25 protein-coding genes and 1 pseudogene are annotated in these 24,974 nt (G+C 63.5%); 19 read left to right on the forward strand and 7 right to left on the reverse strand.

Annotated elements, in window-relative coordinates; genetic code table 11:
- Nucleotides 1-99 precede the first annotated feature (99 nt).
- From miaB to C501_RS0110420, 4 genes are all read left to right on the forward strand, one after another.
- Nucleotides 100-1,626, forward strand: a complete 1,527-nt coding sequence (gene miaB / locus C501_RS0110405) for a tRNA (N6-isopentenyl adenosine(37)-C2)-methylthiotransferase MiaB (protein ID WP_026174828.1) — start codon at nt 100-102, stop codon at nt 1,624-1,626.
- Between the two features lie 4 nt (nt 1,627-1,630).
- Entirely contained in the window at nt 1,631-2,581 is a 951-nt protein-coding gene (gene miaA, locus C501_RS0110410; protein WP_018135567.1) for a tRNA (adenosine(37)-N6)-dimethylallyltransferase MiaA, read from the forward strand.
- A gap of 15 nt (nt 2,582-2,596) precedes the next feature.
- Nucleotides 2,597-3,568, forward strand: coding sequence for a diaminopimelate epimerase (gene dapF, locus C501_RS0110415; protein WP_018135568.1), 972 nt, complete (start codon nt 2,597-2,599; stop codon nt 3,566-3,568).
- Between the two features lie 241 nt (nt 3,569-3,809).
- Nucleotides 3,810-5,321 (forward strand): amino acid permease, encoded by a 1,512-nt coding sequence (locus C501_RS0110420; protein ID WP_018135569.1) that lies wholly within the window; start codon nt 3,810-3,812, stop codon nt 5,319-5,321.
- 25 nt (nt 5,322-5,346) lie between these two features.
- Here the strand turns inward: C501_RS0110420 and C501_RS0110425 are convergent, their stop codons facing one another.
- Nucleotides 5,347-5,955: a class I SAM-dependent methyltransferase gene (locus C501_RS0110425; RefSeq protein WP_018135570.1), complete on the reverse strand. Its 609-nt coding sequence runs from the start codon at nt 5,953-5,955 to the stop codon at nt 5,347-5,349.
- A 437-nt stretch (nt 5,956-6,392) separates the two neighbouring features.
- Between C501_RS0110425 and hflX the strand changes: the two genes are divergently transcribed.
- Both hflX and C501_RS0110435 read left to right on the forward strand, forming a co-directional pair.
- Nucleotides 6,393-7,946 (forward strand): GTPase HflX, encoded by a 1,554-nt coding sequence (hflX, locus tag C501_RS0110430; RefSeq protein ID WP_018135571.1) that lies wholly within the window; start codon nt 6,393-6,395, stop codon nt 7,944-7,946.
- Nucleotides 7,939-10,095, forward strand: coding sequence for an ATP-dependent DNA helicase (locus tag C501_RS0110435; protein ID WP_018135572.1), 2,157 nt, complete (start codon nt 7,939-7,941; stop codon nt 10,093-10,095). The genes hflX and C501_RS0110435 overlap by 8 nt, the downstream gene beginning before the upstream one ends.
- A gap of 31 nt (nt 10,096-10,126) precedes the next feature.
- Here C501_RS0110435 and lexA read toward each other — a convergent pair whose 3' ends face one another.
- Complete coding sequence (lexA, locus tag C501_RS0110440; RefSeq protein WP_018135573.1) at nt 10,127-10,873, reverse strand: transcriptional repressor LexA; 747 nt, start codon at nt 10,871-10,873, stop codon at nt 10,127-10,129.
- Between the two features lie 286 nt (nt 10,874-11,159).
- On the opposite strand from lexA, the gene C501_RS0110445 reads away from it, so the two are divergent.
- The 8 genes from C501_RS0110445 (at nt 11,160) to C501_RS0110485 (ending at nt 17,399) form a co-directional block, all read left to right on the forward strand.
- Nucleotides 11,160-11,534 (forward strand): LysM peptidoglycan-binding domain-containing protein, encoded by a 375-nt coding sequence (locus C501_RS0110445; protein ID WP_245532466.1) that lies wholly within the window; start codon nt 11,160-11,162, stop codon nt 11,532-11,534.
- 83 nt (nt 11,535-11,617) lie between these two features.
- Nucleotides 11,618-12,742: a histidinol-phosphate transaminase gene (locus C501_RS0110450; protein WP_018135575.1), complete on the forward strand. Its 1,125-nt coding sequence runs from the start codon at nt 11,618-11,620 to the stop codon at nt 12,740-12,742.
- An 80-nt stretch (nt 12,743-12,822) separates the two neighbouring features.
- Complete coding sequence (gene hisB, locus C501_RS0110460) at nt 12,823-13,425, forward strand: imidazoleglycerol-phosphate dehydratase HisB (protein ID WP_018135577.1); 603 nt, start codon at nt 12,823-12,825, stop codon at nt 13,423-13,425.
- Nucleotides 13,422-14,105, forward strand: a complete 684-nt coding sequence (gene hisH, locus C501_RS0110465; protein WP_018135578.1) for an imidazole glycerol phosphate synthase subunit HisH — start codon at nt 13,422-13,424, stop codon at nt 14,103-14,105. The genes hisB and hisH overlap by 4 nt, the downstream gene beginning before the upstream one ends.
- A complete protein-coding gene (locus C501_RS14440) occupies nt 14,102-14,254 on the forward strand; it encodes a hypothetical protein (protein ID WP_018135579.1) in 153 nt (50 codons plus the stop codon). The genes hisH and C501_RS14440 overlap by 4 nt, the downstream gene beginning before the upstream one ends.
- A gap of 63 nt (nt 14,255-14,317) precedes the next feature.
- Nucleotides 14,318-15,052 carry a bifunctional 1-(5-phosphoribosyl)-5-((5-phosphoribosylamino)methylideneamino)imidazole-4-carboxamide isomerase/phosphoribosylanthranilate isomerase PriA gene (priA, locus tag C501_RS0110475; protein WP_018135580.1) on the forward strand — a complete coding sequence of 245 codons (735 nt, stop codon included), beginning with the start codon at nt 14,318-14,320 and terminating at the stop codon, nt 15,050-15,052.
- Nucleotides 15,049-15,993 carry an SseB family protein gene (locus C501_RS0110480; RefSeq protein WP_026174829.1) on the forward strand — a complete coding sequence of 315 codons (945 nt, stop codon included), beginning with the start codon at nt 15,049-15,051 and terminating at the stop codon, nt 15,991-15,993. The genes priA and C501_RS0110480 overlap by 4 nt, the downstream gene beginning before the upstream one ends.
- 95 nt (nt 15,994-16,088) lie before the next feature.
- Nucleotides 16,089-17,399 carry an MFS transporter gene (locus C501_RS0110485; protein ID WP_018135582.1) on the forward strand — a complete coding sequence of 437 codons (1,311 nt, stop codon included), beginning with the start codon at nt 16,089-16,091 and terminating at the stop codon, nt 17,397-17,399.
- On the opposite strand, the gene C501_RS0110490 is transcribed toward C501_RS0110485, so the two are convergent.
- A complete protein-coding gene (locus C501_RS0110490) occupies nt 17,380-17,760 on the reverse strand; it encodes a DUF1844 domain-containing protein (protein ID WP_018135583.1) in 381 nt (126 codons plus the stop codon). The two genes, C501_RS0110485 and C501_RS0110490, sit on opposite strands and share 20 nt — an antisense overlap.
- A 392-nt stretch (nt 17,761-18,152) precedes the next feature.
- On the opposite strand from C501_RS0110490, the gene infC reads away from it, so the two are divergent.
- The 4 genes from infC to C501_RS0110510 all read left to right on the forward strand — a co-directional run bounded on the left by infC (nt 18,153) and on the right by C501_RS0110510 (nt 21,105).
- A complete protein-coding gene (infC, locus tag C501_RS0110495) occupies nt 18,153-19,145 on the forward strand; it encodes a translation initiation factor IF-3 (RefSeq protein ID WP_018135584.1) in 993 nt (330 codons plus the stop codon).
- Nucleotides 19,146-19,253: 108 nt separating this feature from the next.
- Nucleotides 19,254-19,448 carry a 50S ribosomal protein L35 gene (gene rpmI / locus C501_RS0110500; RefSeq protein ID WP_018135585.1) on the forward strand — a complete coding sequence of 65 codons (195 nt, stop codon included), beginning with the start codon at nt 19,254-19,256 and terminating at the stop codon, nt 19,446-19,448.
- 127 nt (nt 19,449-19,575) lie between these two features.
- A complete protein-coding gene (rplT, locus tag C501_RS0110505; RefSeq protein ID WP_026174831.1) occupies nt 19,576-19,953 on the forward strand; it encodes a 50S ribosomal protein L20 in 378 nt (125 codons plus the stop codon).
- Nucleotides 19,954-20,187: 234 nt separating this feature from the next.
- Nucleotides 20,188-21,105: a TrmH family RNA methyltransferase gene (locus C501_RS0110510; protein ID WP_156807745.1), complete on the forward strand. Its 918-nt coding sequence runs from the start codon at nt 20,188-20,190 to the stop codon at nt 21,103-21,105.
- 42 nt (nt 21,106-21,147) lie between these two features.
- Here C501_RS0110510 and C501_RS0110515 read toward each other — a convergent pair whose 3' ends face one another.
- Nucleotides 21,148-21,417 (reverse strand): GlsB/YeaQ/YmgE family stress response membrane protein, encoded by a 270-nt coding sequence (locus tag C501_RS0110515; RefSeq protein WP_018135588.1) that lies wholly within the window; start codon nt 21,415-21,417, stop codon nt 21,148-21,150.
- Nucleotides 21,418-21,530: 113 nt separating this feature from the next.
- Nucleotides 21,531-22,742: an MFS transporter gene (locus C501_RS13265; protein ID WP_043568932.1), complete on the reverse strand. Its 1,212-nt coding sequence runs from the start codon at nt 22,740-22,742 to the stop codon at nt 21,531-21,533.
- A gap of 54 nt (nt 22,743-22,796) precedes the next feature.
- Between C501_RS13265 and C501_RS14330 the strand changes: the two are divergent.
- A pseudogene (locus C501_RS14330) lies at nt 22,797-23,227 on the forward strand ((deoxy)nucleoside triphosphate pyrophosphohydrolase).
- A gap of 74 nt (nt 23,228-23,301) precedes the next feature.
- Here the strand turns inward: C501_RS14330 and C501_RS0110525 are convergent.
- Together C501_RS0110525 and C501_RS13270 are read right to left on the reverse strand one after the other, a co-directional pair.
- Nucleotides 23,302-23,679 carry a VOC family protein gene (locus C501_RS0110525; RefSeq protein WP_043568871.1) on the reverse strand — a complete coding sequence of 126 codons (378 nt, stop codon included), beginning with the start codon at nt 23,677-23,679 and terminating at the stop codon, nt 23,302-23,304.
- 61 nt (nt 23,680-23,740) lie between these two features.
- Nucleotides 23,741-24,886, reverse strand: a complete 1,146-nt coding sequence (locus tag C501_RS13270) for an Rv2578c family radical SAM protein (RefSeq protein WP_051064528.1) — start codon at nt 24,884-24,886, stop codon at nt 23,741-23,743.
- Nucleotides 24,887-24,974 lie beyond the last annotated feature (88 nt).

A 24,974-nucleotide genomic window follows, 5' to 3' on the forward strand; every position in this document is an offset into this window, starting at 1 on the left:
GTGCGGCAAGTGCATCCGTCCGGCTGGCCCCGCGGTGACTTAAGCCAGGCTTTCGCCTAAAATTATCCGGTGATAGATCGCACTGCCTCCGCCGAAACCCTGACCGCGGCCCCTGTTTCCGCAAGCGACGCCGAGCAGCCGCGCACTTACCAGGTGCGCACCTTCGGTTGCCAGATGAATGTGCACGATTCGGAGCGCATGGCAGGTCTGCTCGAATCAGCGGGCTTGACCCGTTCCGATGAGGAACTCGCGGATGTGGTCGTTTTCAACACCTGCGCGGTGCGCGAGAACGCGGATAACAAGCTCTACGGAACTCTTGGCCATCTGGCGCCGATCAAGAAGAAGCGACCCGGGATGCAGATCGCCGTCGGCGGCTGCCTGGCCCAGAAAGATCGGGAAACGATTCTGGAGCGCGCTCCATGGGTCGATGTCGTCTTCGGCACCCATAACGTCGGCTCGCTGCCGGTCCTTCTGGAACGCGCCCGCCATAATCGCAAGGCCCAGGCGGAGATCCTGGAGTCCTTGGAGGTCTTCCCCTCGACCCTGCCGAGCAAACGCGATTCCGTGTACGCCGGCTGGGTGTCCATCTCGGTCGGCTGCAATAACACCTGCACGTTCTGCATCGTCCCTTCCCTGCGCGGCAAGGAGCGCGACCGCCGCCCGGGGGACATCCTGGCGGAGATCCAGGCGCTCGTGGACGATGGCGTGATCGAAGTGACGCTGTTGGGGCAGAACGTCAACTCCTACGGAGTCGAGTTCGGCGATCGGCAGGCCTTTTCCAAGCTGCTGCGCGCGTGCGGGCAGATCCGAGGCCTGGAGCGGGTGCGTTTCACCAGCCCGCACCCCGCGGCTTTCACCGATGATGTGATCGAAGCCATGGCAGAGACCAGCAATGCGATGCCGCAGCTGCATATGCCCTTGCAGTCCGGATCTGACGCCATTCTCAAGGCGATGCGGCGCTCCTACCGTTCCAGCCGCTTCCTGGGGATCCTCGATCGGGTCCGGGAGAGGATCCCGCACGCCGCTATTTCCACGGATATTATTGTCGGTTTCCCGGGTGAGACCGAAGCCGATTTCCAGGCGACGCTGGACGTCGTTGAGCGCTCCCGCTTCGCGAACGCCTTCACCTTCCAGTACTCTCAACGTCCCGGCACCCCGGCGGCGGAGCTGCCCGATCAGCTCCCCAAGGAGGTGGTGCAGGAGCGCTTCGAACGGCTCACCGCTCTTCAGGACCGGATCAGCAAAGAGCAGAACACGGATCAGATTGGTCGTGACGTCAACGTGCTCGTCTCCGCGGAACCCGGTAAGAAATCGAGTCAGACGCAACGGCTCTCCGGCAGAGCCGAGGATTACCGACTGGTGCACTTCTCGATCCCGGACGGTGCAGAGCGCCCCAGGCCGGGAGACGTCGTGACGGTGCCGATCACGGGGGCCGCAGGGTTCCATCTGACCGCCGACCCGGCTGCCGAACAGTACTCTCTGCGACGGACCCGGGCTGGGGATGCCTGGGATAGGGCCCAGGCGGATTCCTGCGGAGCTCCCAGCACTGGAACCGCCGAGGCCGGCGGTTCCGCGCCCGGACGCCGGCCGGTCTCCCTCGGGATGCCCCGCATTTCGGTGCGCTGAACGTATGAACTACGCCCCGGGATGCGATGCGCAGACGCTTCCGGTGATCGCCGTCGTGGGGGCTACCGGAACCGGTAAGTCCGAGCTCGGTCTCCGGCTCGCCGAAGAGCTGGGCGGGGAGATCATCAATGCGGACTCGATGCAGTTCTACCGCGGCATGGATATCGGCACCGCCAAGCTCAGTCTCGTGGAACGCCGGGGCATCAGCCATCATCTGCTGGATATCCTCGAGGTTCGTGAAGAAGCCAGCGTCGCGGCATTCCAGGAGCAGGCCCGGCAGGCGATAGAAACTATTCGCGCCCGGGGGAGGCTGCCGATTCTCGTCGGCGGATCCGGGCTTTACCTCAGGGCGGTGCTCGACGTGCTGGAGCTACCGCCGACAGACCCTCTGATCCGGGCCAGATGGGAAGCCGAGTTAAGCGTCCAAGGGCTTCCGGCGCTCCGGGAACGCCTCCGTGCTGTCGACCCGAAATCGGCGCAGCGTCTGGGGGATGCCCGCCGGGTAGTCCGCGCGCTAGAAGTCCACGAGCTCACCGGCAGGCCCTTCTCCGCATACCTGCCGCGCCGGGAGTACTACCAGCCGGCTGTGCAGATCGGTCTCGACGGCTCCCGTGAGCACCTGCACAGGCGACTGGCGGAGCGCGTGCACCGGATGGCCGCCGCCGGACTACTGCAGGAAGTCTCAGCGTTGGCGGATCACGGCCTTCGGGAGGGCAAAACCGCCCCCCACGCGCTCGGCTACCGGCAGTTCCTCAGGGTGCTCGACGAGGGGCCTGAACAGTATTCTGAGGAGACCGCGATCGCCGATACTGTCATCGCGACACGGCAGTTCGCCCGAAGGCAGATCACCTGGTTCACGGCGGACTCCCGGGTGCGCTGGCTGGACTTCGATGACCCCGAGCACAGCGCACAGGCACTGCATGAGGTACGGCAGTTCCTGTCCGCGAGACCATAGCGATAGCCTGAAGAGATGACGAATAGCGCACAGTACGGCGAGCAGCACACTTCCCCGGCAGATCAGGAGGCTGATGCCCTGAGCAGGCTGAGCGGAGTGAAATTCGCCAAAGGGCACGGCATCGGCAACGACTTCGTGCTCTTCGAAGATGCCGAGGAGAAGCGCCCGGTTGACGCTGCGCTCGCCGCCGCCGTCTGCGACCGCCATCGGGGGCTGGGTGCCGATGGGCTGATCCGGGCGGTGCGCTCCCAGGAACTGCCCGAAGGGCGGGAACTCCTGGCGCAGGAGCCACGAGCGGAGTGGTTCATGGATTACCGCAATGCCGATGGTTCCCTGGCTCAGATGTGCGGTAACGGGGTGCGCGTCTTCGTCGACTTCCTCGTGCACCGCGGTCTGGTCTGGTTGGAGCCGGGGGAAGTGCTCCCGGTAGCGACCAGATCCGGGATCAAGAACGTCGAGCGCCTAGCTGATGGCTACGCAGCAGATCTGGGCCCCTGGCGACTGAGCAGCCCGGAGGAAGCCGAGCTCCGCGGGGTCGACTCGCTGGTCACCGCATATGCGCTCGATGTTGCCCGGCCGGGGCTATCCATCAGTACCGGCAATCCGCACACCGTGGTGGCCTTGGCGACTCAGGAAGAACTCGTCGAACTGGATCTCAGCCGGCCGCCGAAAGTCAATCCCGAGCCGGCGGAAGGGGCCAATGTGGAATTCGCGCTGCCCCGTGACCCCCTGGTGGTCGACGGGGTCGCCGCGATCGCGATCCGGGTCCACGAGCGGGGCTCGGGCGAGACGCTCTCCTGCGGCACCGGGGCGTGCGCGGCAGCCGCCGCTACCAGGTTCTGGGCCGGTGCGAACGCACCGGATCTCTGGGACGTCACCGTTCCCGGTGGCACGCTTCGGGTCCGCTTCATCACGGCGCCCAGCGGCGCGGAGCATATCGAATTATCGGGCCCGGCGAAGATCATCGCGGAAGGCGTCGTGCTGTAATCCCTCTGCGCTCTAGCTCAGCCACGCTCTAGCTCAGCCAACTCCGCAACGGAAGAATCCGGGTCAGGGTTGGCGGATCAGGTCCAAAGGTCTGAAGAGGAGTACCCTGCGCAAGGGGGAAACGGTGATGAGGACGATAACGCATCAGAGCCCGCAGACACCCTGACCGCATGATCGCTCTTCCACGCTCAGTCCGGTGTGCCAGGATGTGCCGGGCACAGTGCACGACGGAGAAAAGCGCATGCCGGACAGAACTGGAACCACAGAACCCCTGCCGCACGATCTCTCGGTGGAACACCCTGAAGACAGCGGCTACCAGAAAGGCCTCAAGAGCCGCCAGATCCAGATGATCGCGATCGGCGGCGCGATAGGAACCGGTCTTTTCATGGGCGCGGGAGGCCGTTTGGCGCAGGCCGGCCCTGCCCTGGTGATCAGCTACGCGGTATGCGGTTTCTTCGCGTTCATCATCCTGCGGGCCTTGGGGGAGCTGGTGCTGCACCGGCCTTCATCCGGGTCTTTCGTCTCTTATGCGCGGGAGTTCTTCGGGGAGAAAGCGGCTTTCGCGACCGGTTGGATGTACTGGTTGAACTGGGCGATGACCTCGGTTGTGGACGTCACGGCCGTCGCGCTGTATATGAACTTCTTCGGAAAGTACTGGGCGCCTTTCGGGCAGGTGCCGCAGTGGAGCTATGCACTGGCTGCCCTGGTCATCGTGCTGGTGCTCAACCTGGTCTCGGTGAAAGTCTTCGGCGAACTCGAATTCTGGTTCGCGCTCATCAAAGTAGTGGCCCTGAGCGCCTTCTTGATCATCGGCATCATCATCGTGATCTTCGGCTCCCCGGTGGCCGGGCAAGAGGTCGGCTGGAGCCTTATCACCGATCACGGCGGGGTTTTCCCGATGGGCATCCTCCCGGCCGTGGTGCTCATGCAGGGCGTGGTCTTCGCCTATGCCTCCATCGAGCTCGTCGGCACGGCGGCGGGGGAGACTCAGAACCCGGAGAAAGTCATGCCCAAGGCGATCAACACCGTGGTCATCCGGATCGCGGTGTTCTACGTAGGCTCCCTGGTGCTGCTCTCCCTGCTGCTGCCCTTCACCGCCTACCAGGCGGGGGAGAGCCCCTTCGTCACGTTCTTCGGATCCATTGGAGTTCAGGGGGTCGATGTGATCATGAACCTCGTGGTTCTCACCGCAGCGCTTTCCTCGCTCAACGCCGGTCTCTATTCGACCGGACGGATCCTGCGTTCGATGGCCCTGGCCGGCTCCGCCCCGGCCTTTGCGGCCAGGATGAACCGTTCTGGGGTCCCCTATGGCGGCATCGCCCTGCCCGCCGTTATCGGTGTACTGGGCGTGGCGCTCAACGCGGTCGTGCCCCGGAACGCTTTCGAGATCGTTCTGAACATCGCCGCGTTGGGTATCATCTCCGCGTGGGCGATGATCGTGCTCTGCCAGCTGCGCTTGTTCTCCTGGGCGCGTCAAGGCCGGATCTCCCGCCCGGCGTTCCGGCTCTTCGGAGCTCCGTACACCGAGTACCTGACCATGCTGTTCCTGATTCTCGTCGTGGTCATGATGGCCTTCGACTATCCTGTGGGCAGTTATACGGTGGCTTCGCTGACGCTTATCGTTCCGCTGCTGATCATCGGTTGGTTCCTGTGCCGGAAGCGGATCCGGCAGATCGCCGCGGAGCGGGCCGGGTTCACCGGGGCGATGCCGGTGCTGGCGAATCGTCCGAGGTCTCGGCCGGAGCAGAGCTGAACCTGGTCTGGAACTGGCGCAGAGGTCAGTGCTGCGGAGCGTGCACTTCCAGGACCCGGAACGCTTTCACACTGCCGAAACGGCGGATCCGGTAGTGCGGGAATTCCTCGGCCAGCCAGCGCTGCAACGAGTCCGAGCCGAGATTCTTCTGCACTACCAGATAGGCGGTTCCGCCGGGTGCGAGCCGGGGCAGCCAGAGCCTCATGATCTCGTGCAGCGCGGACTTGCCCACGCGGATCGGCGGATTCGACCAGAAAGTCTGGAAGGTGATGGCCGGGTCGAGGTCTTCCGGGACGCTGACGCTGATATTGCCGAGGCCTAAGAGCTCGGCGTTCTTCCGGGTGAGATCCAGCGAGCGCTGATTGACGTCCACCGCATACACCTGAGCCTGGGGCGAGCGCAGCGCAAGACTGAGCGCGATGGGCCCCCAGCCGCAGCCGATATCGAGGAGAGCACCGTGTTCCGGCGGGGCGGGAACCAGATCCAGAAGTACCGCTGTGCCTTTATCGAGCCCATCAGGAGAGAAGATCCCGGAATCGGTCCGCAGCCGCCGCTCTGCTCCGGCGAGGGTGGTCCGGAGCTCGCGTTCGCGGCCGGGAGCAGTCGGCTGGGTGCTGAAATAGTGCTCGGACATCGCTCTCAGCATAGCTGGCCGGGGCATAGATAAGAACATCGAGAACCCGGCTCTGGTAAACTTAATGCATGTTCCTTTTTATCTGAGGGTTTCTTTCCGCCCGCTCCCGGCTGCGCCATGACTCAGCGCCTGCCGCAGCCATCTGACGAATCATTAGACGCAGAGCACTCTCGGGGAACATTCATCCGCACCAGCTGGTTACTTGGCTTAGCAGTAGCCACAGTCTGTTCTCGTGCCGGCGAATGCCGAGCGAGGCAGATTCCGCCTGTTTCTCTCCGAGGCCGCCGCGTCGTCTCATCATCCGAGGCATCAGTGAAAGACGAGGCCGCATCATCATGCGAGAACATCCGCAATCAACTAGGCAAGACCAACCCCGGGGAACGCAAAGCGTCATCGCCGGGGCATACGATAAACATCTGAGTACTTCGAAGGAGACCATGACCACACAAGACGGCAGCCCGGATCAGGGTTTGAGCCAGGATGAGATCCAGGCCGTAATCGACAGGGTCCTCGCCAGGGATACAGCTGGCCCGGCAAGCAGCTCGACGAGTCGGGACAGCGTGTTCACCGAGCGTGCGCTCGCCCTGAGCGAACTGGACCGGGAGCACGGCGATTACGACGGCGATCAGGAAGACCTCGAAGAACGCCGGGCGCTGCGCCGTGTCGTGGGGCTCTCCACTGAACTTGATGACGTCACTGAAGTCGAATACCGGCAACTCCGGCTGGAGCGAGTGGTTCTCGCCGGGCTGTGGACCGACGGTTCCGCGGCAGACGCGGAGAACTCCCTGCGGGAGCTCGCCGCACTCGCTGAGACCGCTGGTTCGGAAGTACTCGATGGCTTAGTCCAGCGCCGCACCAAGCCGGATCCTGGAACCTACCTCGGTTCCGGGAAGGCGCTCGAACTCAAGGACATCGTCTCGGCGACGGGTGCTGACACCGTTATCGTGGACAGCGAACTGGCACCATCTCAGCGTCGCGCGCTCGAAGACATCGTCAAGGTCAAGGTGATCGATCGGACGGCGCTGATTCTGGATATCTTCGCGCAGCACGCCAAATCCCGGGAGGGCAAGGCGCAGGTGGAGCTGGCTCAGCTGGAGTATCTGCTCCCGCGGCTCCGCGGCTGGGGCGAGTCGATGTCCCGCCAGGCCGGTGGCCGGGTAGGCGCGGCCGGTGGCGGTATCGGCTCCCGCGGCCCCGGTGAGACGAAGATCGAGCTGGACCGGCGGCGGATCCGCACCAGGATGGCCAAGCTGCGGCACCAGATCGCGGCGATGAAACCGGCGCGTGAAGCCAAACGGGCCAACCGACTGCGTGGTGAAGTGCCGTCAGTGGCCATCGCCGGTTATACCAATGCCGGTAAATCCTCCATCTTGAACCGGCTGACCCAGGCCGGGGTGCTCGTGGAGAACGCCCTGTTCGCCACGTTGGATCCCACGGTCCGGCGGGCGACAACCCCGGATGGCATCGGCTACACCCTGGCCGACACGGTGGGCTTCGTCCGGTCTTTGCCGACCCAGCTCGTGGAGGCCTTCCGCTCCACGCTGGAGGAGGTGGCCGATGCGGATCTGATCCTGCACGTGGTGGATGTCTCCCATCCGGACCCGGAAGGGCAGATCGCAGCGGTGCGCCAGGTGCTTTCCGAAGTAGAGGCACGGGACGTCCGCGAGATCCTGGTACTCAACAAAGCTGATGCGGCCCAGCCGTTCGCGATCGAACGGCTGCGGCAGCGCGAGCCGGAGACCGTGGTGGTCTCCGCCAGGACCGGGGCCGGTTTCGCTGAGCTCGCAGCTGCAATCTCAGCGTCGATTCCCCGGCCTTCGGTGGAGTGCCGAGTGCTGATCCCCTACGATCGCGGGGACCTGGTCAGCAGACTGCATGACAGCGATGCCGAGATCCTGGAGCAGGAGCACCGGGAGACCGGTACGTGGTTGCGGGTTCTGGTGCGTCCGGGCTTAGCCGCAGAACTGGAGCCCTTCGCTGACCATGGCTGATCCGGCGGCAGATCTCCAGCAGAAAGCCGACGCCGAGCCTTCCGGCCCGGCTGAAGACGGCGAGGTCCAGGAGGCATTGCGCCTTCTGGATCTCGCCGTGTCCGCTATGGGCGGCCAGCATCGTGCGGGCCAGCACGAAATGGCCCGGCACGTGGTGCGCTCGTTCAGCACCGGGGAGCATCTGCTGGTCCAGGCGGGCACCGGCACGGGGAAGTCACTGGCGTATCTCATCCCCCTGCTCCTGCACGCGCTGCGCAGTGAGCGCCCATCCTTGGTGGCGACCGCGACCCTGGCCCTCCAGGCTCAGATCATGGGCCGGGATATCCCCAGGCTGCTGGAGATCATTCAGCCGGAACTCGAACGCCCGGTATCAGTGGCGTTGGTCAAGGGCCGGAGCAACTACCTCTGCAAGCACAAGACCGCCGGCGGATTCCCGGAGGAAGAGCCCGAAGCAGGGCAGCTCTTCGCGCTCGGCGAGGACGGCAGTGCTCGCCTGCCCGGCACCGGCGCGGCATCGGTCCTGGGGAGGGAAGTGACGCGCCTACGCGAATGGGCCGAGGAGACTGAGACGGGGGACCGGGATGAGCTCAACCCTGGAGTGAGCGAACGCGCCTGGCGCCAGGTCTCCGTCTCCTCACGGGAATGCCTTGGCGCGCAGCGCTGCCCGGTGGCCGATGAGTGCTTCAGCGAGCTGGCCAAGCTCCGGGCCGCAGAAGCGGATCTCGTCGTGACCAACCATGCGATGCTGGCGATCAGCGCCTTCGACGGATTGGCGGTGCTGCCGGAGTACGACGCCGTGGTGATCGATGAGGCCCATGAGCTGGTGGACCGTGTGACCGGAGCGGTTTCCGGGCAGCTTTCCGCTGCGATGGTCGAGGCCGCTGCGGCTGCGGCCCGGAAGCACACCGCTATTGAGGTCGAGGCGCTCCAGCACTCAGCGCAAGCGCTCGACAAGGCATTACACGGCCAGCCCGCGGGCTGGCTGCCAGAGGCTCTGAACCAAGAGCAGTACGCCGCAATAGACCAAGTCCGCGATGCGGCCCGGATCGCACTCTCCGACTCCAAAGGCGAGTCATCTCAGGTCACCGATGGCGGACGGCAACTGGCGAGGTCCCGGTTGCAGCTGATCTTTGAGCAGACCGAGCGGCTCCTCGCCGCCGTGCCGCTCAGGGAATCAGGGCAACCCGATGCCGGCGAAGTCATCTGGATCACTCGGGCCGGAAGCTTCGATCCGCAGCAGGGCTACCGGGCGGCGGAAGACACCGAACCCGCGACGCTCAATATCGCACCGCTCTCCGTGGCCATGCGGCTGCGCGACAAGCTTTTCGGCGAGCACACCGCGGTACTGACTTCTGCGACCCTGGCCGTGGGCGCGGCCTTCGAACCGGTCGCCGGGAACCTTGGCCTGCTGGGCGATAGCGCACCGAGCTGGACCGGGGCGGACGTCGGCAGTCCCTTCGACTACCCTCGGCAAGGAGTGCTCTACGTCGCGGCGGATCTGGAGCGGCCTGGGCGCGGCACCTCACCGGCCCAGCTGGACGAACTCGAGCAGTTGCTGCGCGCTTCGCGCGGTGGTGCGCTGTGTCTGTTCTCTTCACGCCGCGCAGCGGAAGATGCGGCGGATGAGATGCGTTCCAGGCTGAGCGACTTCGAGATCCTGTGCCAGGGAGAATCCTCTATGGCATCGCTGATCCGAGAGTTCCAGGCGGACCCCGACGCCTGCCTCTTCGGCACGATGTCGCTATGGCAGGGCGTGGATGTGCCCGGGGATTCCTGCCGGCTGGTCACTATTGACCGGATTCCTTTTCCCCGCCCCGATGATCCGCTGACTAACGCGCGCACCCGGGCGGTGGCCATGGCCGGAGGGAACGGCTTCATGTCGATCTCGGCTGCGCACGCCGCGGTGCGGCTGGCCCAGGGCGCCGGCCGGCTGATCCGTTCCATGGAAGACCGTGGAGTCGTCGCAGTGCTCGATTCCAGGCTGGCCACGGCCCGATACGGCGGCTTCCTCAGAGCTGCGTTGCCGCCGTTCTGGCCCACTACTGATCGTGAAGTCACCCTGGCGGCGCTGCAGCGGTTGCGCAGTCAGTCTGAAAGCAGTCAGTCTGAAAAAGGAACAGAAACCGCAGAAAACAGCGTCGAGGAGTAGCCCGCAGGCGCACCAGCCGGTTCAGAGGGGGTCAGATGGAGCGTAGGACGGTGACCACTTTGCCCATGATGGTTGCGTGGTCGCCCAGGATCGGCTCGTACTGCGTGTTCTGCGGAAGCAGCCAGGTGTGTCCGTCGCGCTGCCGGAAGGTCTTGACCGTCGCTTCATCGTCGAGGAGCGCCGCTACGATATCGCCGTTCACAGCGTCGTTCTGCCGGCGCACCACAACCCAGTCGCCATCGCAGATGGCAGCGTCGATCATCGAGTCCCCGACGATCTTGAGCATGAACAGCTCTCCGTGCCCTACTAGCTGGCGGGGCAGGGGCATGACATCCTCGACCGCCTGATCTGCGAGGATCGGCCCGCCCGCAGCAATGCGTCCCACGAGGGGGACCATCGCCGTGTCCTGGGCACTGCCGAGCTGCGCTACGTCGATTCCACTGCTGCTGCGCAGATTCGCGGCGTCGGGCACTCCTTCGATATCAACGGTGCTCTCTTCGCCAAGGGTCAGCGGGATGAGCACTTCCATGGCCCGGGGGCGTTTGGGGTCTCTGCGCAGATAGCCGAGCTTCTCCAGCTGGGTGAGCTGATGCGTGACGCTGGAAAGGCTCGCGAGTCCCACGAGATCTCCGATCTCACGCATCGAGGGCGGGTATCCGCGCGTGTTGATCGTGCGCTGGATGCCTTCGAGGATTTTCTTCTGCCGGACGGTCAGTCCCTTGAATCCGCCCTCAGCTGTTCGAGGTGCCTGGCGCCGTGAGCTCTCCTGGATTGCCATCGATCTAGCCCTTTCGCCTAGTCCTGTCCCCGCCTTGACGTCGCCCGCACTCAAATTGTCGGTCCTCGATGATCGAGTGTTCCTTGCAGACGTTGAAGCCTTGTTCTGTCATCTCAGAATAAGAAGGAATGTCTGAGATATCAAACATATGTTCTAGCGATTCTTGTCAAGATTCGATCATTCGTGCTAAAAAGTAGTGGGAGAGATTCGAAAATAGTTTCGAACACCTGGGGTTCTTGTTCGATTACTGGGTTTCTAGATTCGAATCACGTGGAAAGGTAAAGCAATGAACGTGTTGGTTTCTGATGCTGCAGTATCGGCAGCCCCGATGGAAGATGTTCACGTGTCGCAGGGCGGAGGGCTCAAGCTGACCCGTCGCGGGCGCTTCGTGCTGATCGCCCTGCCCATGCTTCTCGTGGCCACTGCACTACTCGTGGCGATAGGTTTCTTGACCTCACCGCTGAAAGCCGGCACGGAGCCCCTCCTCGGAACCGGGGCGGTCGCCGTCACGGTCCAGCCGGGGGACTCCCTCTGGTCGCTCGCGGGTCAGGCTGCCCTGCCTCGGGACGCCGGTGATGTCGTTGCTGAAATCGTCGAGCTCAATAGCCTGAGCAGTGCGGTACTGCAGCCCGGGCAGTCGATCCTCCTGCCGAGCCGCTGAGGCTGTAGCCAGTTGCCGTCATTGCACAGAGCTGGCTCGACTACAATGGATCGGTGAGTAATCGATCGTTCCAGGAGGCTCCAGTGGCCTCGCGCGCTGAGCGACTGAAACGGCTTCCCCTGAGGGATAACCTGCGCGGACTGGAGCCGTATGGCGCGCCGCAGCTGCAGGCTCCGGTGCTGCTCAACGTCAATGAGAACACCTACGGTATTCCCGAGAGCGTACGGCATGCCATGATCCGCCGGGTCGAGCAGGAACTCAAGACGCTCAATAGATACCCGGACCGTGAATTCACTGAGCTGCGAACAGCACTTGCGCGGTACCTCGGTCACGAGCTGACCGCAGAGAATATCTGGGCGGCCAATGGATCCAACGAAGTGCTCCAGCAGATGATGCAGGCCTTCGGCGGCCCTGGTCGTTCATTGCTCAGCTTCCCTCCCACCTATTCCATGTACCCTCTGCTCGCGAGTGCCACGGATACTGAGTACCTGAGCGGATTCCGGGATGAGGACTTCCAGATCTCCGCAGAGTCGGCGGCTGCGCAAGTGAAAACTCAGGCCCCTGAGCTCATCGTCCTGTGCTCTCCGAATAATCCCACCGGCACAGCCCTGAGCCTCGAGGTGATCGAGGCCGTCTACACGGCCAGCGAGCCGTACCGCAGTATCGTCATCGTGGATGAAGCCTATGCCGAATTCGCCCGCCCGGGGACGCCGAGCGCGCTCACCTTGCTGCCTGGCAGGGAACGGCTCGTCGTTTCCCGTACGATGAGCAAAGCCTTCGCGCTGGCCGGGGCCCGGCTCGGCTATCTGGCGGCGGCTCCGGAAGTCACCGATGCTCTGCGCCTGGTTCGTCTGCCGTATCATCTTTCGGCGCTGACACAGGCTGCCGCACTGGCGGCCTTAGACCACTCCGAAGCGCTGCAGGCGGAGGTGGAGCAGATCAAAGCCCAGCGCGACAGGATCGCCGAGCGTCTGGCTCAGCTCGGCCTGAAGCCCGCAGAATCCGACGCCAACTTCGTCTTCTTCCGGGGGGTCACCGACCCACAGCAGCTCTGGCGCGAGCTTCTAGACGCCGGTGTGCTCATCCGGGACGTCGGGTTCGCCGGCGCCCTGCGGGTCACGGCCGGAACCCCGCAGGAGACCACTGCCTTTCTTGACGCGATGGAACGCATCCTGCAGGCTGAGCCGACCCTTGTGCACCATGACTGACGCCGTCATCTCTGTGCTGCATCATCCGGAGAGCCCCGAAGCCAAGAAGATCTGCGAACCGAGCCCAGAAAAGGATCACCATGAGTAACCGCACCGCGCGACTGGACCGAGGCACCTCCGAGTCTTCGGTATCGCTGGAACTCGACCTGGACGGTAGCGGTCAATCTGATATCGACACCACGGTGCCGTTCTACGACCACATGCTGACAGCCTTCTCGAAGCACTCTCTGATCGACCTGCGCATCCGAGCCAGCGGGGACACCGATATCGATGTGCATCACACGGTAGAGGACGTTGCGATCACCCTGGGCGAAGCGCTGCGCCTAGCGCTGGGGGACAAAGCCGGTATCCGGCGATTCGGTGAAGCCACGGTGCCTCTCGACGAAGCGCTGAGCCAAGCAGTGGTCGATCTCTCCGGCCGGCCGTACCTGGTCCATGACGGTGAGCCGGCGGGGCAGGAATACCACTTGATTGGCGGCCACTTCACCGGCTCGCTCACCCGACACGTCTTCGAAGCCATCACCCTGCATGCGCAGATCTGCCTGCACATGCTGGTTCTCGCCGGACGGGACCCGCACCACATCGTGGAGTCCCAGTTCAAAGCCTTCGCCAGGGCGCTGCGCGCTGCCGTAGAGCCAGATCCGAGGGTCACGGGAATCCCCTCCACCAAAGGGCTTTTATGAAGCCCTCCGTCACGGTTCTTGATTACGGCTCAGGCAATGTGCGCTCTGCGGTGCGGGCCCTTGAGCAGGCCGGTGCGCACGTCACGTTGAGCGCAGATGCGGAGCTGGCCTTCGCTGCAGATGGCTTGGTCGTACCCGGCGTCGGGGCCTTCGCCACGGTGATGGAAGAACTCCGAGAGGTGGGCGGATTGCCTCTGATCGGACGCCGGGTGGCAGGCGGCAGGCCGGTTCTCGGCATCTGCGTCGGCTTGCAGGTGCTCTTCGAGGCGGGAGTCGAACACGGGCAGCGAACCGAAGGCATGGGGGAGTGGCCCGGAGTGGTCGAGCCGCTTCCGGCGGAGAGCGTAGCCGTTCCGCATATGGGGTGGAACACCGTGGACGCTTCGGCGGACAGCGTTCTCTTCCGAGGGCTGCATGACGAACGTTTCTATTTCGTCCACTCCTACGCCGTCCAGAGTTGGGATTTCGATGTCGCCCAGCCCAAGATGAGACCGCCCCAGGTGACCTGGAGCGAACACGGAGCCCGGTTCATCGCAGCCGTGGAGAACGGCCCGCTCAGCGCCACTCAGTTCCACCCGGAGAAGTCCGGTGCAGCAGGAGCCAGGCTATTGCGCAACTGGGTGGATTCGATCAATAAGAAAAAGACCGGAGCAGCCGCTCAGATGGGAGACCACCGATGAACTCACTTCTCTTGATGGGACTCGCCGGCCTGCTGGTCGGCGGTGCGATCTCCTTCTGGCAGCAGAAGACCAAGCGCTGGATCCCGGTGAGTTTCGGCGTGCTCGCGATCATGTCCTTTGCCGCCGCGTACCTGGTGAACCTGTCTTGAGAAAATCTGTTCTGAGACACGAGAAGTGAAGTCCGAAGCACTGATGCGAACTGGAGAAAGAACATGAGCGAAGCCATCCTCGAACTGCTACCCGCTGTCGACGTTGCCGACGGCCAGGCTGTGCGCTTAGTCCAGGGCGAGGCCGGCAGCGAGAGCCATTACGGGGCGCCTCTGGCGGCGGCCTTGGCCTGGCAGGATGCAGGCGCTGAATGGATTCACCTGGTGGATCTCGATGCGGCTTTCGGCAGGGGCACCAATCTGCCGCTCCTGGCCGAAGTGATCGCTGAACTCGAGGTCAAAGTCGAGCTTTCCGGCGGTATCCGCGATGACGCCTCTCTCATCGCTGCTCTGGAACTAGGGGCTACCCGGGTGAATCTGGGTACCGCGGCGCTGGAAGACCCGGAATGGACCGCAACGGTGATCGAACGCTTCGGGGACCGGATTGCAGTGGGGCTCGATGTGCGCGGTACGACTCTCGCGGCGCGGGGCTGGACCAAGGAGGGCGGCGATCTCTGGGAAGTCTTGGCCCGTCTGGAAGACGCCGGATGCACCCGCTACGTGGTAACCGATGTGACTAAGGACGGAACATTGCGCGGGCCCAACCTCGAGCTACTGCGGGAAGTCCTGGAACGCACCGGGAAGCCCGTCGTCGCATCCGGAGGGATCGCCACGCTGGATGACCTGCGGGCTCTGCGCGACCTCGTCCCGCTGGGACTGGAGGGGGCGATTGTCGGCAAGGCACTGTATTCCGGTGCCTTCACGCTGCCCGAAGCCCTCGATGTCGCGGGCTGCCGGTGACCGGGAAGAGCCAGTCACCGGGCAGTAGGCCTTTACCGGCGCACATCGTGGCCGCGCTGACAGCTCAAGGCACCGAGAACCTTGCAGACTCCGCAGGGCAGCCGTGGGCGGGCCGTGACCTGAGTGAAGCAACTGCGCCTTATCACCGTTACAAAGGAGACGATGGCACTGCCGCAGCCGATTATCACGATGCTCTTGATGCGCTTGTCGCGGGGACCGGCTCGGAAGCTGAAGTCGTCGCGGCGCTGGCGGCTTGTCGAGTATTCGTTCCCATCGTGGCGGAATTGGCCGAGCACAGCGAGCACCCTGGAGGCACAGGGGAGGCCGGGCGCAACGGGCTCAGCGGGGACAAAGAGTCGGATATGGTCTTGGTGATGCTCAGCGCCCCGGACGGCCGCCAGGCACTGCCCGTTTTCAGCGACCCGGAAAAGCTCAGGCACTGGCATCCGCAGGCCAGGCCCGTTCCGGTCTCCGCGCCGCGCGCTGCGCTTTCCGCAGTTTCGGAGAAGGCCCAGTTGATGGTGGTCGATCCAGCGGCGGAGCAGACCTTCGTGGTTCGCAGGCCGGCTCTCTGGGCGATAGCGCAGCAGCGTCTTTGGGCGCCCAGCTATCAGGATGCCGAGGTGCACGCCCGTATTCGGTCGCTTCTGATCGAGGGCTTGACGGCGGGGGCTAAGCTGGGCGAGGGGAACCTGAGAGGGATCGATATCATGGCTGCCCCGGGTATCCGGAGCGTTGGAGCCGGCGGTCAGCTGATACCGGGTGGCGGTGCCGGGCCGGAGCTGCGCATCGTTCTCCTCCTCCGCCCAGGGCTGAACCAGGCTGAGCTGGACCAGAGCATCGCCCGGGCCGAGGCGCTACTCGGAGCTGACGAGCTTTTCGCTCAACGCGTGGACTCGGTGCAGATCAGTGTGCAGGGAGCCGGCTCGGCAAGGCACTGATCCGGTAAGCCTGGTGAGCGGCCTGGGCGAAAACAGCAGCAAGAGAGTAAGAATGCCTGCGTGAATCAGGCCGCGTCAGGAAAGGCGGACATGCAATGAACTTCGGGCACTATCAGCAGCTGCTCAGCCAGAAATCTGTGCGTCGTCTTCTCCTGGTAGCGATACTGGCCCGAGTGCCGCATGCTGCTGCCGGCCTGATCCTGACCCTTCACGTGGTCAACTCGCTGGGCCTCGACTACACCGCTGCGGGCGGGGTCACCGCCGCGGTGACCCTGGGTATCAGCATGGGGGCGCCGTGGCGCGGACGGATTCTGGACCGCAAGGGACTGCGACGCACTCTGATCCCGTCGATCATCGCCGAAGTCGTGATCTGGTCGACCGCTGGCTTCCTGCCCTACTTTCTGCTGCTCGTAGCTGCTTTCATCGGCGGCGCACTGGCCGTCCCGGTATTCACCGTGGTCCGGAAGGCCCTGGCGGTGATGGTCTCGCAGCAGCAGCGCCGCACCGCGTACACCCTGGATTCGATCAGCTCGGAACTGACCTTCATCATCGGCCCCGCCCTCGGCGTCATCCTGGCCACGGTCAACAGCCATTTGGCTCTGATCGTCGTCGGTGTCGCCTCATCGGCCGCGGGTGCCTTCCTCTACTGGTTCAACCCGCCGACCCACTCTGGTGCGCCGGGCACGTACCAGCCTGAAAAAGAAGAGATCATCGCCACGGAGGAAACTCTGCCGGTCGTCGTCACACCCGGAAGCTCGCTTTCCGCGCAGAGTCGACTGCGCGGCTGGGGCCGCCGATTGCGCGGGAATCTCAGCTGGTTCACCATGGATGTAGCCGTGGTTCTCGCAACGGCTACGGGTGCCGGACTCATGCTCATTGGTACCGATATCGCGATGGTCGCGACGGTACGGAGTTATGACCGGCAAGGCGATATCGGCATCGTCTTCGCCGCATGGGGTCTTGCCTCTATTATCGGCGGCCTGATCTACGGTGCCATGCAGCGGCGGATCAACCCTCTTTCGCTACTCTTGGGCATGGCTCTGCTCACTTTTCCGCTGGCGCTCGCTACGGACACGTTGAGCCTAGTTCTTTTGGCGATGCCAGCGGGTCTGCTCGTGGCCCCGGTACTCGCGGCGTCATCGGAGCGGCTGGCAGATTTGGTACCGGAGCATCGCCGGGGTGAGGCGATGGGCTGGTACGGCTCAGCACTGACCTTAGGTGCTGCTCTGGGCGCTCCACTGACCGGCGCCGTAATGGACGCGACAGCATCCTGGGTCGGTTTCCTCGCGATCGCCGGAATCGGCCTGATGATCGCCCTCATAGGAGTCCTGGTCACGCTACTGCGGCATCGAAAGTCTGCTCAGCGTAGCGACGCGGTGCGGAACCTCAGCCGACCGCTCCGGTGAATTTCTCGCCGGGGCCCTGACCCGGAGCATCGGGCAGTACCGAGGCTTCCCGGAAGGCGAGTTGCAGGGAACGCAGCCCGTCGCGTAACGGTGCGGCGTGCTGACTGCCGATCTCCGGCGCGGCTGCGGTGACGAACCCGGCCAGGGCGGTGATCAGCTTGCGGGCTTCATCGAGATCTTTCAAACTCTCAGCATCCGGCCCCTCGGACAAACCGACTTTCACTGCGGCCGCGCTCATCAAGTGAACGGCCGCGGTGGTGATCACCTCGACCGCAGGCACCTCGGCGATATCCCGTAATGCCCCGGAGTTGGTGCCGGTGTCATCCAGTGAATCAGAAGAAGTAGGGGCTGAATCGCTCATGCTCACAGTGTATACAAGCTAGCTGCGGGTAGCGGCCCTGCGCCAGTGCCCGCGGCAGACGCTCTTTCTGTTAGACTTATACGTGACCGGCTGGAATATCCTGGCAGCCTTTCATGTTGAGAACAGCATGACGGCTGGGATATCCAGCTTGCAAGCGGAGTTCTCTCCCACCTGTCGACCCGTTCAATCGATCAGCTCAGACTCATCGGAACGGAGTTGCCTGGTTACAGGTCGGTGGAATCGAGTCCAACTCAGTTCCCCGAATCTTGAGGCCTTCGATTGCACCGGTAATCGGGGGCCTTCTCTTTTTGCCGGTGTCCTTGAACAGTAAGAACCTACAGGAGTCACACATTAGCGAGCCACGAATCAATGACCGTATTCGCGTCCCTGAAGTGCGCTTAGTCGGTCCCGCCGGCGAGCAGGTCGGCATTGTCCGCATCGAGGATGCACTGCGCTTGGCCGCGGAATCGGATCTGGACTTGGTTGAGGTTGCACCGACGACTAAGCCGCCGGTGGCCAAGCTTATGGATTTCGGCAAGTACAAATACGAGGCGGCGGTCAAAGCCCGTGAAGCCCGGAAGAACCAGACGAACACCGTTCTGAAGGAAATCCGGTTCCGCCTGAAAATCGACACGCATGATTACGAGACGAAGACCGGGCACGCACTGCGCTTCCTGGGGGCTGGAGACAAGGTCAAGGCCATGATCCAGTTCCGTGGGCGTGAGCAGCAGCGCCCTGAAATGGGCATCCGGTTGCTCCAGCGTTTCGCTGAGGACGTCGCTTCGGTGGGTGCTGTGGAATCGGCCCCGAGGATCGACGGCCGAAATATGGTGATGGTGGTCGGCCCGTTGAAAAACAAGGCCGAAGCCAAAGCCGAGGCTCGGCGCGCCGCGCAGAAAGCTAAGGCCAAGGAAAAAGTTGATGTCGACAAGGGTGCAGCCCCGATGACTCAGAGCCTGGCCGACGCTATGCCGGAGGCGTTGAAAGAAGCTCAAGAACCTCAAGAAAAGCAGCAGGAAGAAGCCGCACAGGCTATTGCGACCGCTGAAACGGCTGAAGCAGTAACCGAGGCTGAGACTGCCACCGCTGTGATCGAAGAAGCTGAAAAAGCTGAAGAGACAACGGAGAGCGAGCCGATGAAAGCGGCGTCGGCGAAACCGGCCGCAGCCAAGCCCGCGGCGGCTAAACCCGCCGCGAAACCGGCGGCGAAGCCAGCCGCCAAACCAGCAGCTGCTAAGGCGGCGGCGAAGCCAGCAGCTGCTAAGGCGGCGGCGAAGCCAGCAGCTGCTAAGGCGGCGGCGAAACCCGCCGCGAAACCGGCTGCGGCTAAACCCGCTACCAAGCCCGCCCCTAAACCGGGTGGGAGCAAAAGCTCACAGAAATAAGGCTGACGAGAATCTCTGATTCCAGTCGCCAGGATGACCCCGGCTGTTCGTCAGGACAGCTCCCCGAGTACCGTCAGGTGTTGGCGGACAGAGTAAGGAGATCGGCTCATGCCGAAGATGAAGACCCATAGCGGCGCTAAGAAGCGCTTCAAAGTAACCGGTACCGGCAAGCTGAAGCGTCAGCAGGCTAACCGCCGCCACTACTTAGAGCACAAGCCGTCGACCTTGACCCGTCGCCTTGCAGCGGACAAGATCGTGGCCCCCGCAGACACCAAGACCCTGAAGCGGATGCTCGGCCTCTGAGGCTCTGCCCTTCAGCAGTCGACTGAATTCGAATCTTTTCCTCCAGCCGGTGTTTAGCCGGCTCTGAATAAAGCTTTCCGGTCCTGGTCTGGTACCAGCGGAAGATTGAGAACTAAGGAGTACGCACGTGGCACGTGTGAAGCGGGCGGTCAACGCCCATAAGAAGCGCCGGGTTATCCTCGAGCGGGCCAGCGGATACCGCGGCCAGCGCTCAAGGCTGTACCGCAAGGCCAAAGAGCAGCTGCTGCACTCGTTCGTGTACAGCTACAACGACCGGCGCAAGCGCAAAGGCGATTTCCGCCGGCTCTGGATCCAGCGGATCAACGCTGCTTCCCGCGCTAACGGCCTGACCTACAACCGGCTGATTCAGGGGCTGAAGGCAGCTTCGATCGAAGTCGATCGCCGTATGCTCGCAGAGCTCGCAGTGAATGATGCCGCAGCTTTCGCCGGTCTGGTGAAGCTGGCTAAAGAAGCGCTTCCTGCTGACGTCAAGGCGGCTAGCTGAATTAGTCCCGCATGAATGGCAGCACTGAGCTGACCCATTCATCGGAAGACTACGATTGCCGACAGATTTCAGGCCCGGCCCAAGCTTTTCGGAGCTTGGGCCGGGCCTGAAGCCTATCTTGATGCAGATGATGCATCCAGCACACCAATATGCTTGAGGGAGAAGAGCCCGGATCAGAAAGGGGGCAGCGCACCTATGACAGCATACAGTTCCCCGGGGCAGTCTGAGCGCGTGATGAGCAACCCCCGTTCAGACCGGGTGCGGGATCTCGCCAAGCTGGCGAAGCGCAGCGTCAGGAGCCGCAGGGAAGAGTTCCTGGTGGAAGGCCCGCAAGCGGTTCGGGAGGTGCTCAAAGCGCACCATGATGCTCGCAGTGCTGGGAAACCTGCTCTGCTGCGCGAGGTCTATGCCAGCGCCGACTGCCTCGAACGGTTCCCGGAGATCGCCGAGCTTTCGGCTGCTTCTGGCGCCCTGGTCCACCTGGCCGACGACGCCGTGCTCGCAGCTCTGGCCGATACCGTCACACCGCAGGGCGTGGTTGCTGTCTGCCGTTTCCTGGACGTGCCCCTTGAAGCTGTGTTCGCCGATAGTCCTCGTCTGCTCGCCGTGCTGTGCCGGGTGCAGGACCCGGGGAATGCCGGGACCATCCTCCGGGCCGCCGACGCCGCAGGCGCGGACGCGGTGGTCTTCACTTCTGGCAGCGTCGATGCGTACAATCCGAAAACCGTCCGGAGCACCGCAGGCTCCTTGTTCCACGTTCCAGTGGTGCTGAATGCTGACCTGGACGAGCTGGCCGGGCTATGCCAGAGCCGCGGAATCACCGTGCTGGCCGCCGACGGCTACGGTGCGGAGAATCTCGATGAACTCCAAGACCAGGCAGCGATCCGCCGGCTGGCCGCCGCAGGCGAACCGTGGAGCGCCTTAGATGCCTCGCCGGCTCGGCTCGAGCTGGCTACCACCTGGCTTTTCGGCAATGAAGCCCAAGGCCTCTGCACTGCCGAACTCGACCTGGCCGATTCCCGGGTTGCCGTACCGATCTACGGTGCCGCGGAAAGCCTCAACGTCGGCACTGCGGCGACCGTCTGCCTCTATGCGAGCGCCCGGGCGCAGCAACCAGTCGACCGAACAGGCGAAGAGCCACTCACCAGCTGAGCTGATAAGTGGCGCTTCGAAGATTCTGAACTCGGTTCGCCCTTAGGCGCTGGCCTTATTCCGGCCTTTGGTGGCTCCCCAGATACCCGCTACGACGAGGCCTCCGACAATGGCCAGGATCCAGGATCCGATATTGAAGAACTCCATCCGGCCGGAGCCGAAGATCAGGTTCCCGATCCATCCGCCGACGATGGCTCCGACGACACCGAGGACCAAGCTGGTGATCCAGCCGCCCTGAACTTTACCCGGCATGATGGCTTTGACGATGACCCCGACGATGAGGCCGAGGATAATCCAACCGATGAAACCCATGTTTCCTCCTTGTGGTTCTCGACCGATTCGGAAATCAGCCGATCCTGTACTCGGTACATTACGCCGCATGGCCCCTTATGTGGGGGAAATCGATGATTTAGCTGTGACTTTATCTAACTGTGATCTATAGAGGAACTGGCCGAGCGAGCAGGTGATGTCGAACGGCGCTCCTGCCGTCCGCTGAACAAGGCGATGCCCAGGCCAAGCAGGGCGAGGCAGGCGCCGACCAGGGCCGGTGCGACGAAGCCCCAGCCCCAGGCGATCACTAGACCGCCGAGGAAGGCTCCGAGTGCATTGGCGATGTTGAGCGCGGAATGATTCATCGAAGATGCCAGAGAACCCGCGGGGGCTACGTCGAGCAATCTGGTCTGCAATGCGGGGACGAGCATCGATCCGGAGGCTCCGACGGCCAGCACCAGTGGCAGCGCCGTCCAGATCTGCCCCACGCCGAGAGCGAAAAGCAGCAAGACCACGACGATGAGCGCCATCACCCAGTAGATGCTGCCGAGCACTGACCGATCAGCCAACTTGCCGCCGAGGATGTTTCCCAGCACCATGCCGACGCCGTAGAGGCCGACCACCAGCGGAAGCCAGGACTCGGCGAGACCGGTGACCTGCGTCATCGTGGGAGAGATGTAGGTGTAGACCGCGAAGAATCCGCCGAAGCCGACGATTCCGATGAGCAGGGTGAGCCAGACCTGCAGGCGGCGCAGAGCCGAGAGCTCGCCGCGGATAGTCGCCCCCTCCGGGGCCGGCTGGGCCGGTACGAAAGCCCAGATGGCCAGCACCGTGGCGAAGTTGATCGCCCCCACCAGGATGAAGAGGGTCCGCCAGCCGAACTGCTGGCCGAGGAAGGTGGCCAGGGGCACCCCGATCACATTAGCCACGGAGAGGCCCAGCATGACCATCGCAATGGCACGGCCGCGTTTGGTCGGCGGCACGATCGAGGCGGCGAGAACCGCGGCAACGCCGAAGTAGGCCCCGTGCGGCAGCCCGGAGAAGAATCGGGTGATCAGCAGGGAGAAATAGTCCGGGGCCAGGAATGAGGAGAGATTCGCGAGGCCGAAGAACAGCATCAGGGCCAGAACAACACGTTTACGCGGCAGCTTCGCGGCCAAGGCGGTGAGGATCGGTGCTCCGACGACGACGCCGAGGGCGTAGGCCGAAATCAGGTGCCCGGCTTCGGGGATGGTGACGTCAACTCCAGCAGCGACATCTGGCAGGAGCCCCATCATCGCGAACTCCACGGTGCCGATGCCGAATCCGCCGAGAGCCAGGGCGACGATGGCTGCAGCGAGTCGCCGGGAAGAGAGGGTCTGGGACATGACTCCTATTCCACCACCTGCACCCGGATCAAGCACAGTCGGTACGGTAGGAGGATGGCTCTTATCGTCGGTGCGGCCTTGGTCGACTCTCTGATTCACCCCACCCGGCTGCTCGCCGCGCGGCGCAGCGCTCCCGAGTCCCTGGCCGGGCTCTGGGAGTTCCCTGGAGGGAAGGTGGAGCCCGCTGAAGCTCCTGAGGCAGCATTGCTGCGGGAACTCAGGGAGGAGCTGGGCGTGGAGGCCGTGCTCGGCCCTGAGCTTCTTGCGCCGGAGGCTGTCGGCTGGCCGCTTGCCGGTGAGGCCAGGATGCGGGTCTGGTTCGCCCAGATTCTGAAAGGGGCGCCGGAACCGCTTCAGGATCACGATGAACTGCGCTGGATGCGTCTCGGCTCCGCGGGGCCTCGGAGGGCGTTCTGGAGCTGCCGTGGATCCCCGCGGATCTGCCGATCGTCACGGAGCTACTGCGCGTCTCCCACCCCCGCTGAGCGATCGGCTACGGCGGCTTTGAGCGGTTCTAAATCGCCGTCTCCGACCGCTCAGCGGAGAGACGGAACGTTGTTCAGCGGAGCTTATGTGCGAAACGCAGCAGATTGCCGTCCGGGTCCACGTGGGCGCCTTCGCGGAGCCCGTAATCGGTGTCGATCGGCGTGCTCGTGGGGCAGTGCGACTCTGCAGCGCCAGAAACCCGATGCCACTGCTCGGCGAGCAAGTCCGCGTTATCGACTTCGATGAATGCCGAGGAGAAGTTGTGCTCCGGATCGACGACCGGTACATGCCAGAGGTGCAGACGGATCTCACCCAGCTTGGCGAAGGCGTTTTCTTCATCGCCTTGATAGCGTTTCACCTCGAAACCGAGCGCAGAGTAGTGCCGGATCGACCTGTTCAAGTCGTTCACGGGAAATACCGGGGCGATTTGTTCGAAGAGCACATGGCTCATATGAACGAGCCTAGCTCGTGCGGGCGGACTAGCCACTACATTCTGACGTTTTCTTGAAGTCTCAGAACAGGGTCGACGCTGCTGCGGGTCGGGGGAGGGGCTGCTTCTCCGCTAGCAGCGGCAGGCTGCCCTGAGGGTAGTTGGCTTCTTCCTGGCGCGCGTCGGGATGGAAGTCATCAGGAGCGTTCTGCTCGAGTCTGTGCATGGCCGCTCCTGCTGCGCCGAAGCCGTGTGCGGCTTTAGCCGCTGCTACTCGACGAGCCAGCCACTTCCGGTATTCCGCGGGTGCGTAGGAGCCGCTGCCGTATAGCCGCCGGTACTTGCCCACGAGTGCGGGATGGTGCTGCGCCAACCAGGACATGAACCAGTCCCGCGTGCCGGACCGGAGGTGGAGTGCGCCCGCCGTGACTCCGGTGGCGCCGGCCGCAGCCAGAGCCGCGAAAAGCGAGTCCAGTGCTTCATCGGTATCGGTCAGCCAGGGCAGGATCGGCATCGCCATCACCCCGCAGGGGAGCCCTGCTTCGCGTAACCGCGAGATAAGCGCTAAGCGGGCTTTGGGCGCAGGCGTGCCGGGCTCGATGACCTGTGCCAGCGCTTCATCCGTGAGTGCCAGCGAGATCGCCATACCGATGGGTACGCTGCGGGCTGCGGACGCCAGCTCCGGAATGTCACGGCCTAACAGAGTCCCTTTGGTCAGAATCGACAGCGGGGTCCCGGAGTCGGCCAGTGCGCCGATGATGCCAGGCATCAACTGATAGCGGCCCTCTGCTCGCTGATAAGGATCAGTATTGGTGCCCAGGGCCACCGGTTCCCGCTGCCAGCGGGGGCGGGCCAGTTCTGCTCTGAGGACTTCGATGGTATTGACTTTGACCACGACTTGCGAGTCGAAATCCAGGCCGGGGTCGAAATCCAGGTAGGTGTGCGTTTTCCGGGCAAAGCAGTAGACGCAGGCGTGGGAGCAGCCGCGATAAGGATTGATGGTCCAGCGGAACGGCATGTTCGAAGAGCCCTGCACCGGGTTGAGTACACTTTTCGCCGCGACCTCGTGGAACGTTATGCCGGCGAATTCGGGCCTGCGCACGGTGCGCAGGAAGCCTTGTAGGGGTAATAGAACACCCTGTTGAGCCTTCGCGGATTCTGCCGCTGAGGTCTTTTCATCAGCGGGCTCCTGTTCGAGAAGAGCCTCTTGTTGTGCTGCCCATCGCATATTTCGTATTCGAACATATATTCGAATCAAGGTCAAGGGCGAGGGCCGCGTCCGGCGGGCCTGGGGTCGAGCTCCTGGCTGGTATTGT

Origin of the sequence: Acaricomes phytoseiuli DSM 14247 (assembly GCF_000376245.1) — a bacterium.
In the GTDB taxonomy this organism is placed as follows: domain Bacteria; phylum Actinomycetota; class Actinomycetes; order Actinomycetales; family Micrococcaceae; genus Renibacterium; species Renibacterium phytoseiuli.

Coding starts and splice junctions, on each gene's coding strand:
- hisB (WP_018135577.1), top strand. CDS start 12,823: ATGAGTAACCGCACCGCGCGACTGGACCGAGGCACCTCCGAGTCTTCG.
- C501_RS0110425 (WP_018135570.1), bottom strand. CDS start 5,955: ATGTCCGAGCACTATTTCAGCACCCAGCCGACTGCTCCCGGCCGCGAA.
- hisH (WP_018135578.1), top strand. CDS start 13,422: ATGAAGCCCTCCGTCACGGTTCTTGATTACGGCTCAGGCAATGTGCGC.
- rpmI (WP_018135585.1), top strand. CDS start 19,254: ATGCCGAAGATGAAGACCCATAGCGGCGCTAAGAAGCGCTTCAAAGTA.
- C501_RS0110525 (WP_043568871.1), bottom strand. CDS start 23,679: ATGAGCCATGTGCTCTTCGAACAAATCGCCCCGGTATTTCCCGTGAAC.
- C501_RS14440 (WP_018135579.1), top strand. CDS start 14,102: ATGAACTCACTTCTCTTGATGGGACTCGCCGGCCTGCTGGTCGGCGGT.
- C501_RS0110515 (WP_018135588.1), bottom strand. CDS start 21,417: ATGGGTTTCATCGGTTGGATTATCCTCGGCCTCATCGTCGGGGTCATC.
- hflX (WP_018135571.1), top strand. CDS start 6,393: ATGACCACACAAGACGGCAGCCCGGATCAGGGTTTGAGCCAGGATGAG.
- priA (WP_018135580.1), top strand. CDS start 14,318: ATGAGCGAAGCCATCCTCGAACTGCTACCCGCTGTCGACGTTGCCGAC.
- C501_RS0110510 (WP_156807745.1), top strand. CDS start 20,188: ATGAGCAACCCCCGTTCAGACCGGGTGCGGGATCTCGCCAAGCTGGCG.
- C501_RS13265 (WP_043568932.1), bottom strand. CDS start 22,742: ATGTCCCAGACCCTCTCTTCCCGGCGACTCGCTGCAGCCATCGTCGCC.
- miaA (WP_018135567.1), top strand. CDS start 1,631: ATGAACTACGCCCCGGGATGCGATGCGCAGACGCTTCCGGTGATCGCC.
- lexA (WP_018135573.1), bottom strand. CDS start 10,873: ATGGCAATCCAGGAGAGCTCACGGCGCCAGGCACCTCGAACAGCTGAG.
- C501_RS0110435 (WP_018135572.1), top strand. CDS start 7,939: ATGGCTGATCCGGCGGCAGATCTCCAGCAGAAAGCCGACGCCGAGCCT.
- C501_RS0110420 (WP_018135569.1), top strand. CDS start 3,810: ATGCCGGACAGAACTGGAACCACAGAACCCCTGCCGCACGATCTCTCG.
- dapF (WP_018135568.1), top strand. CDS start 2,597: ATGACGAATAGCGCACAGTACGGCGAGCAGCACACTTCCCCGGCAGAT.
- C501_RS0110490 (WP_018135583.1), bottom strand. CDS start 17,760: ATGAGCGATTCAGCCCCTACTTCTTCTGATTCACTGGATGACACCGGC.
- C501_RS0110485 (WP_018135582.1), top strand. CDS start 16,089: ATGAACTTCGGGCACTATCAGCAGCTGCTCAGCCAGAAATCTGTGCGT.
- C501_RS13270 (WP_051064528.1), bottom strand. CDS start 24,886: ATGCGATGGGCAGCACAACAAGAGGCTCTTCTCGAACAGGAGCCCGCT.
- C501_RS0110445 (WP_245532466.1), top strand. CDS start 11,160: ATGAACGTGTTGGTTTCTGATGCTGCAGTATCGGCAGCCCCGATGGAA.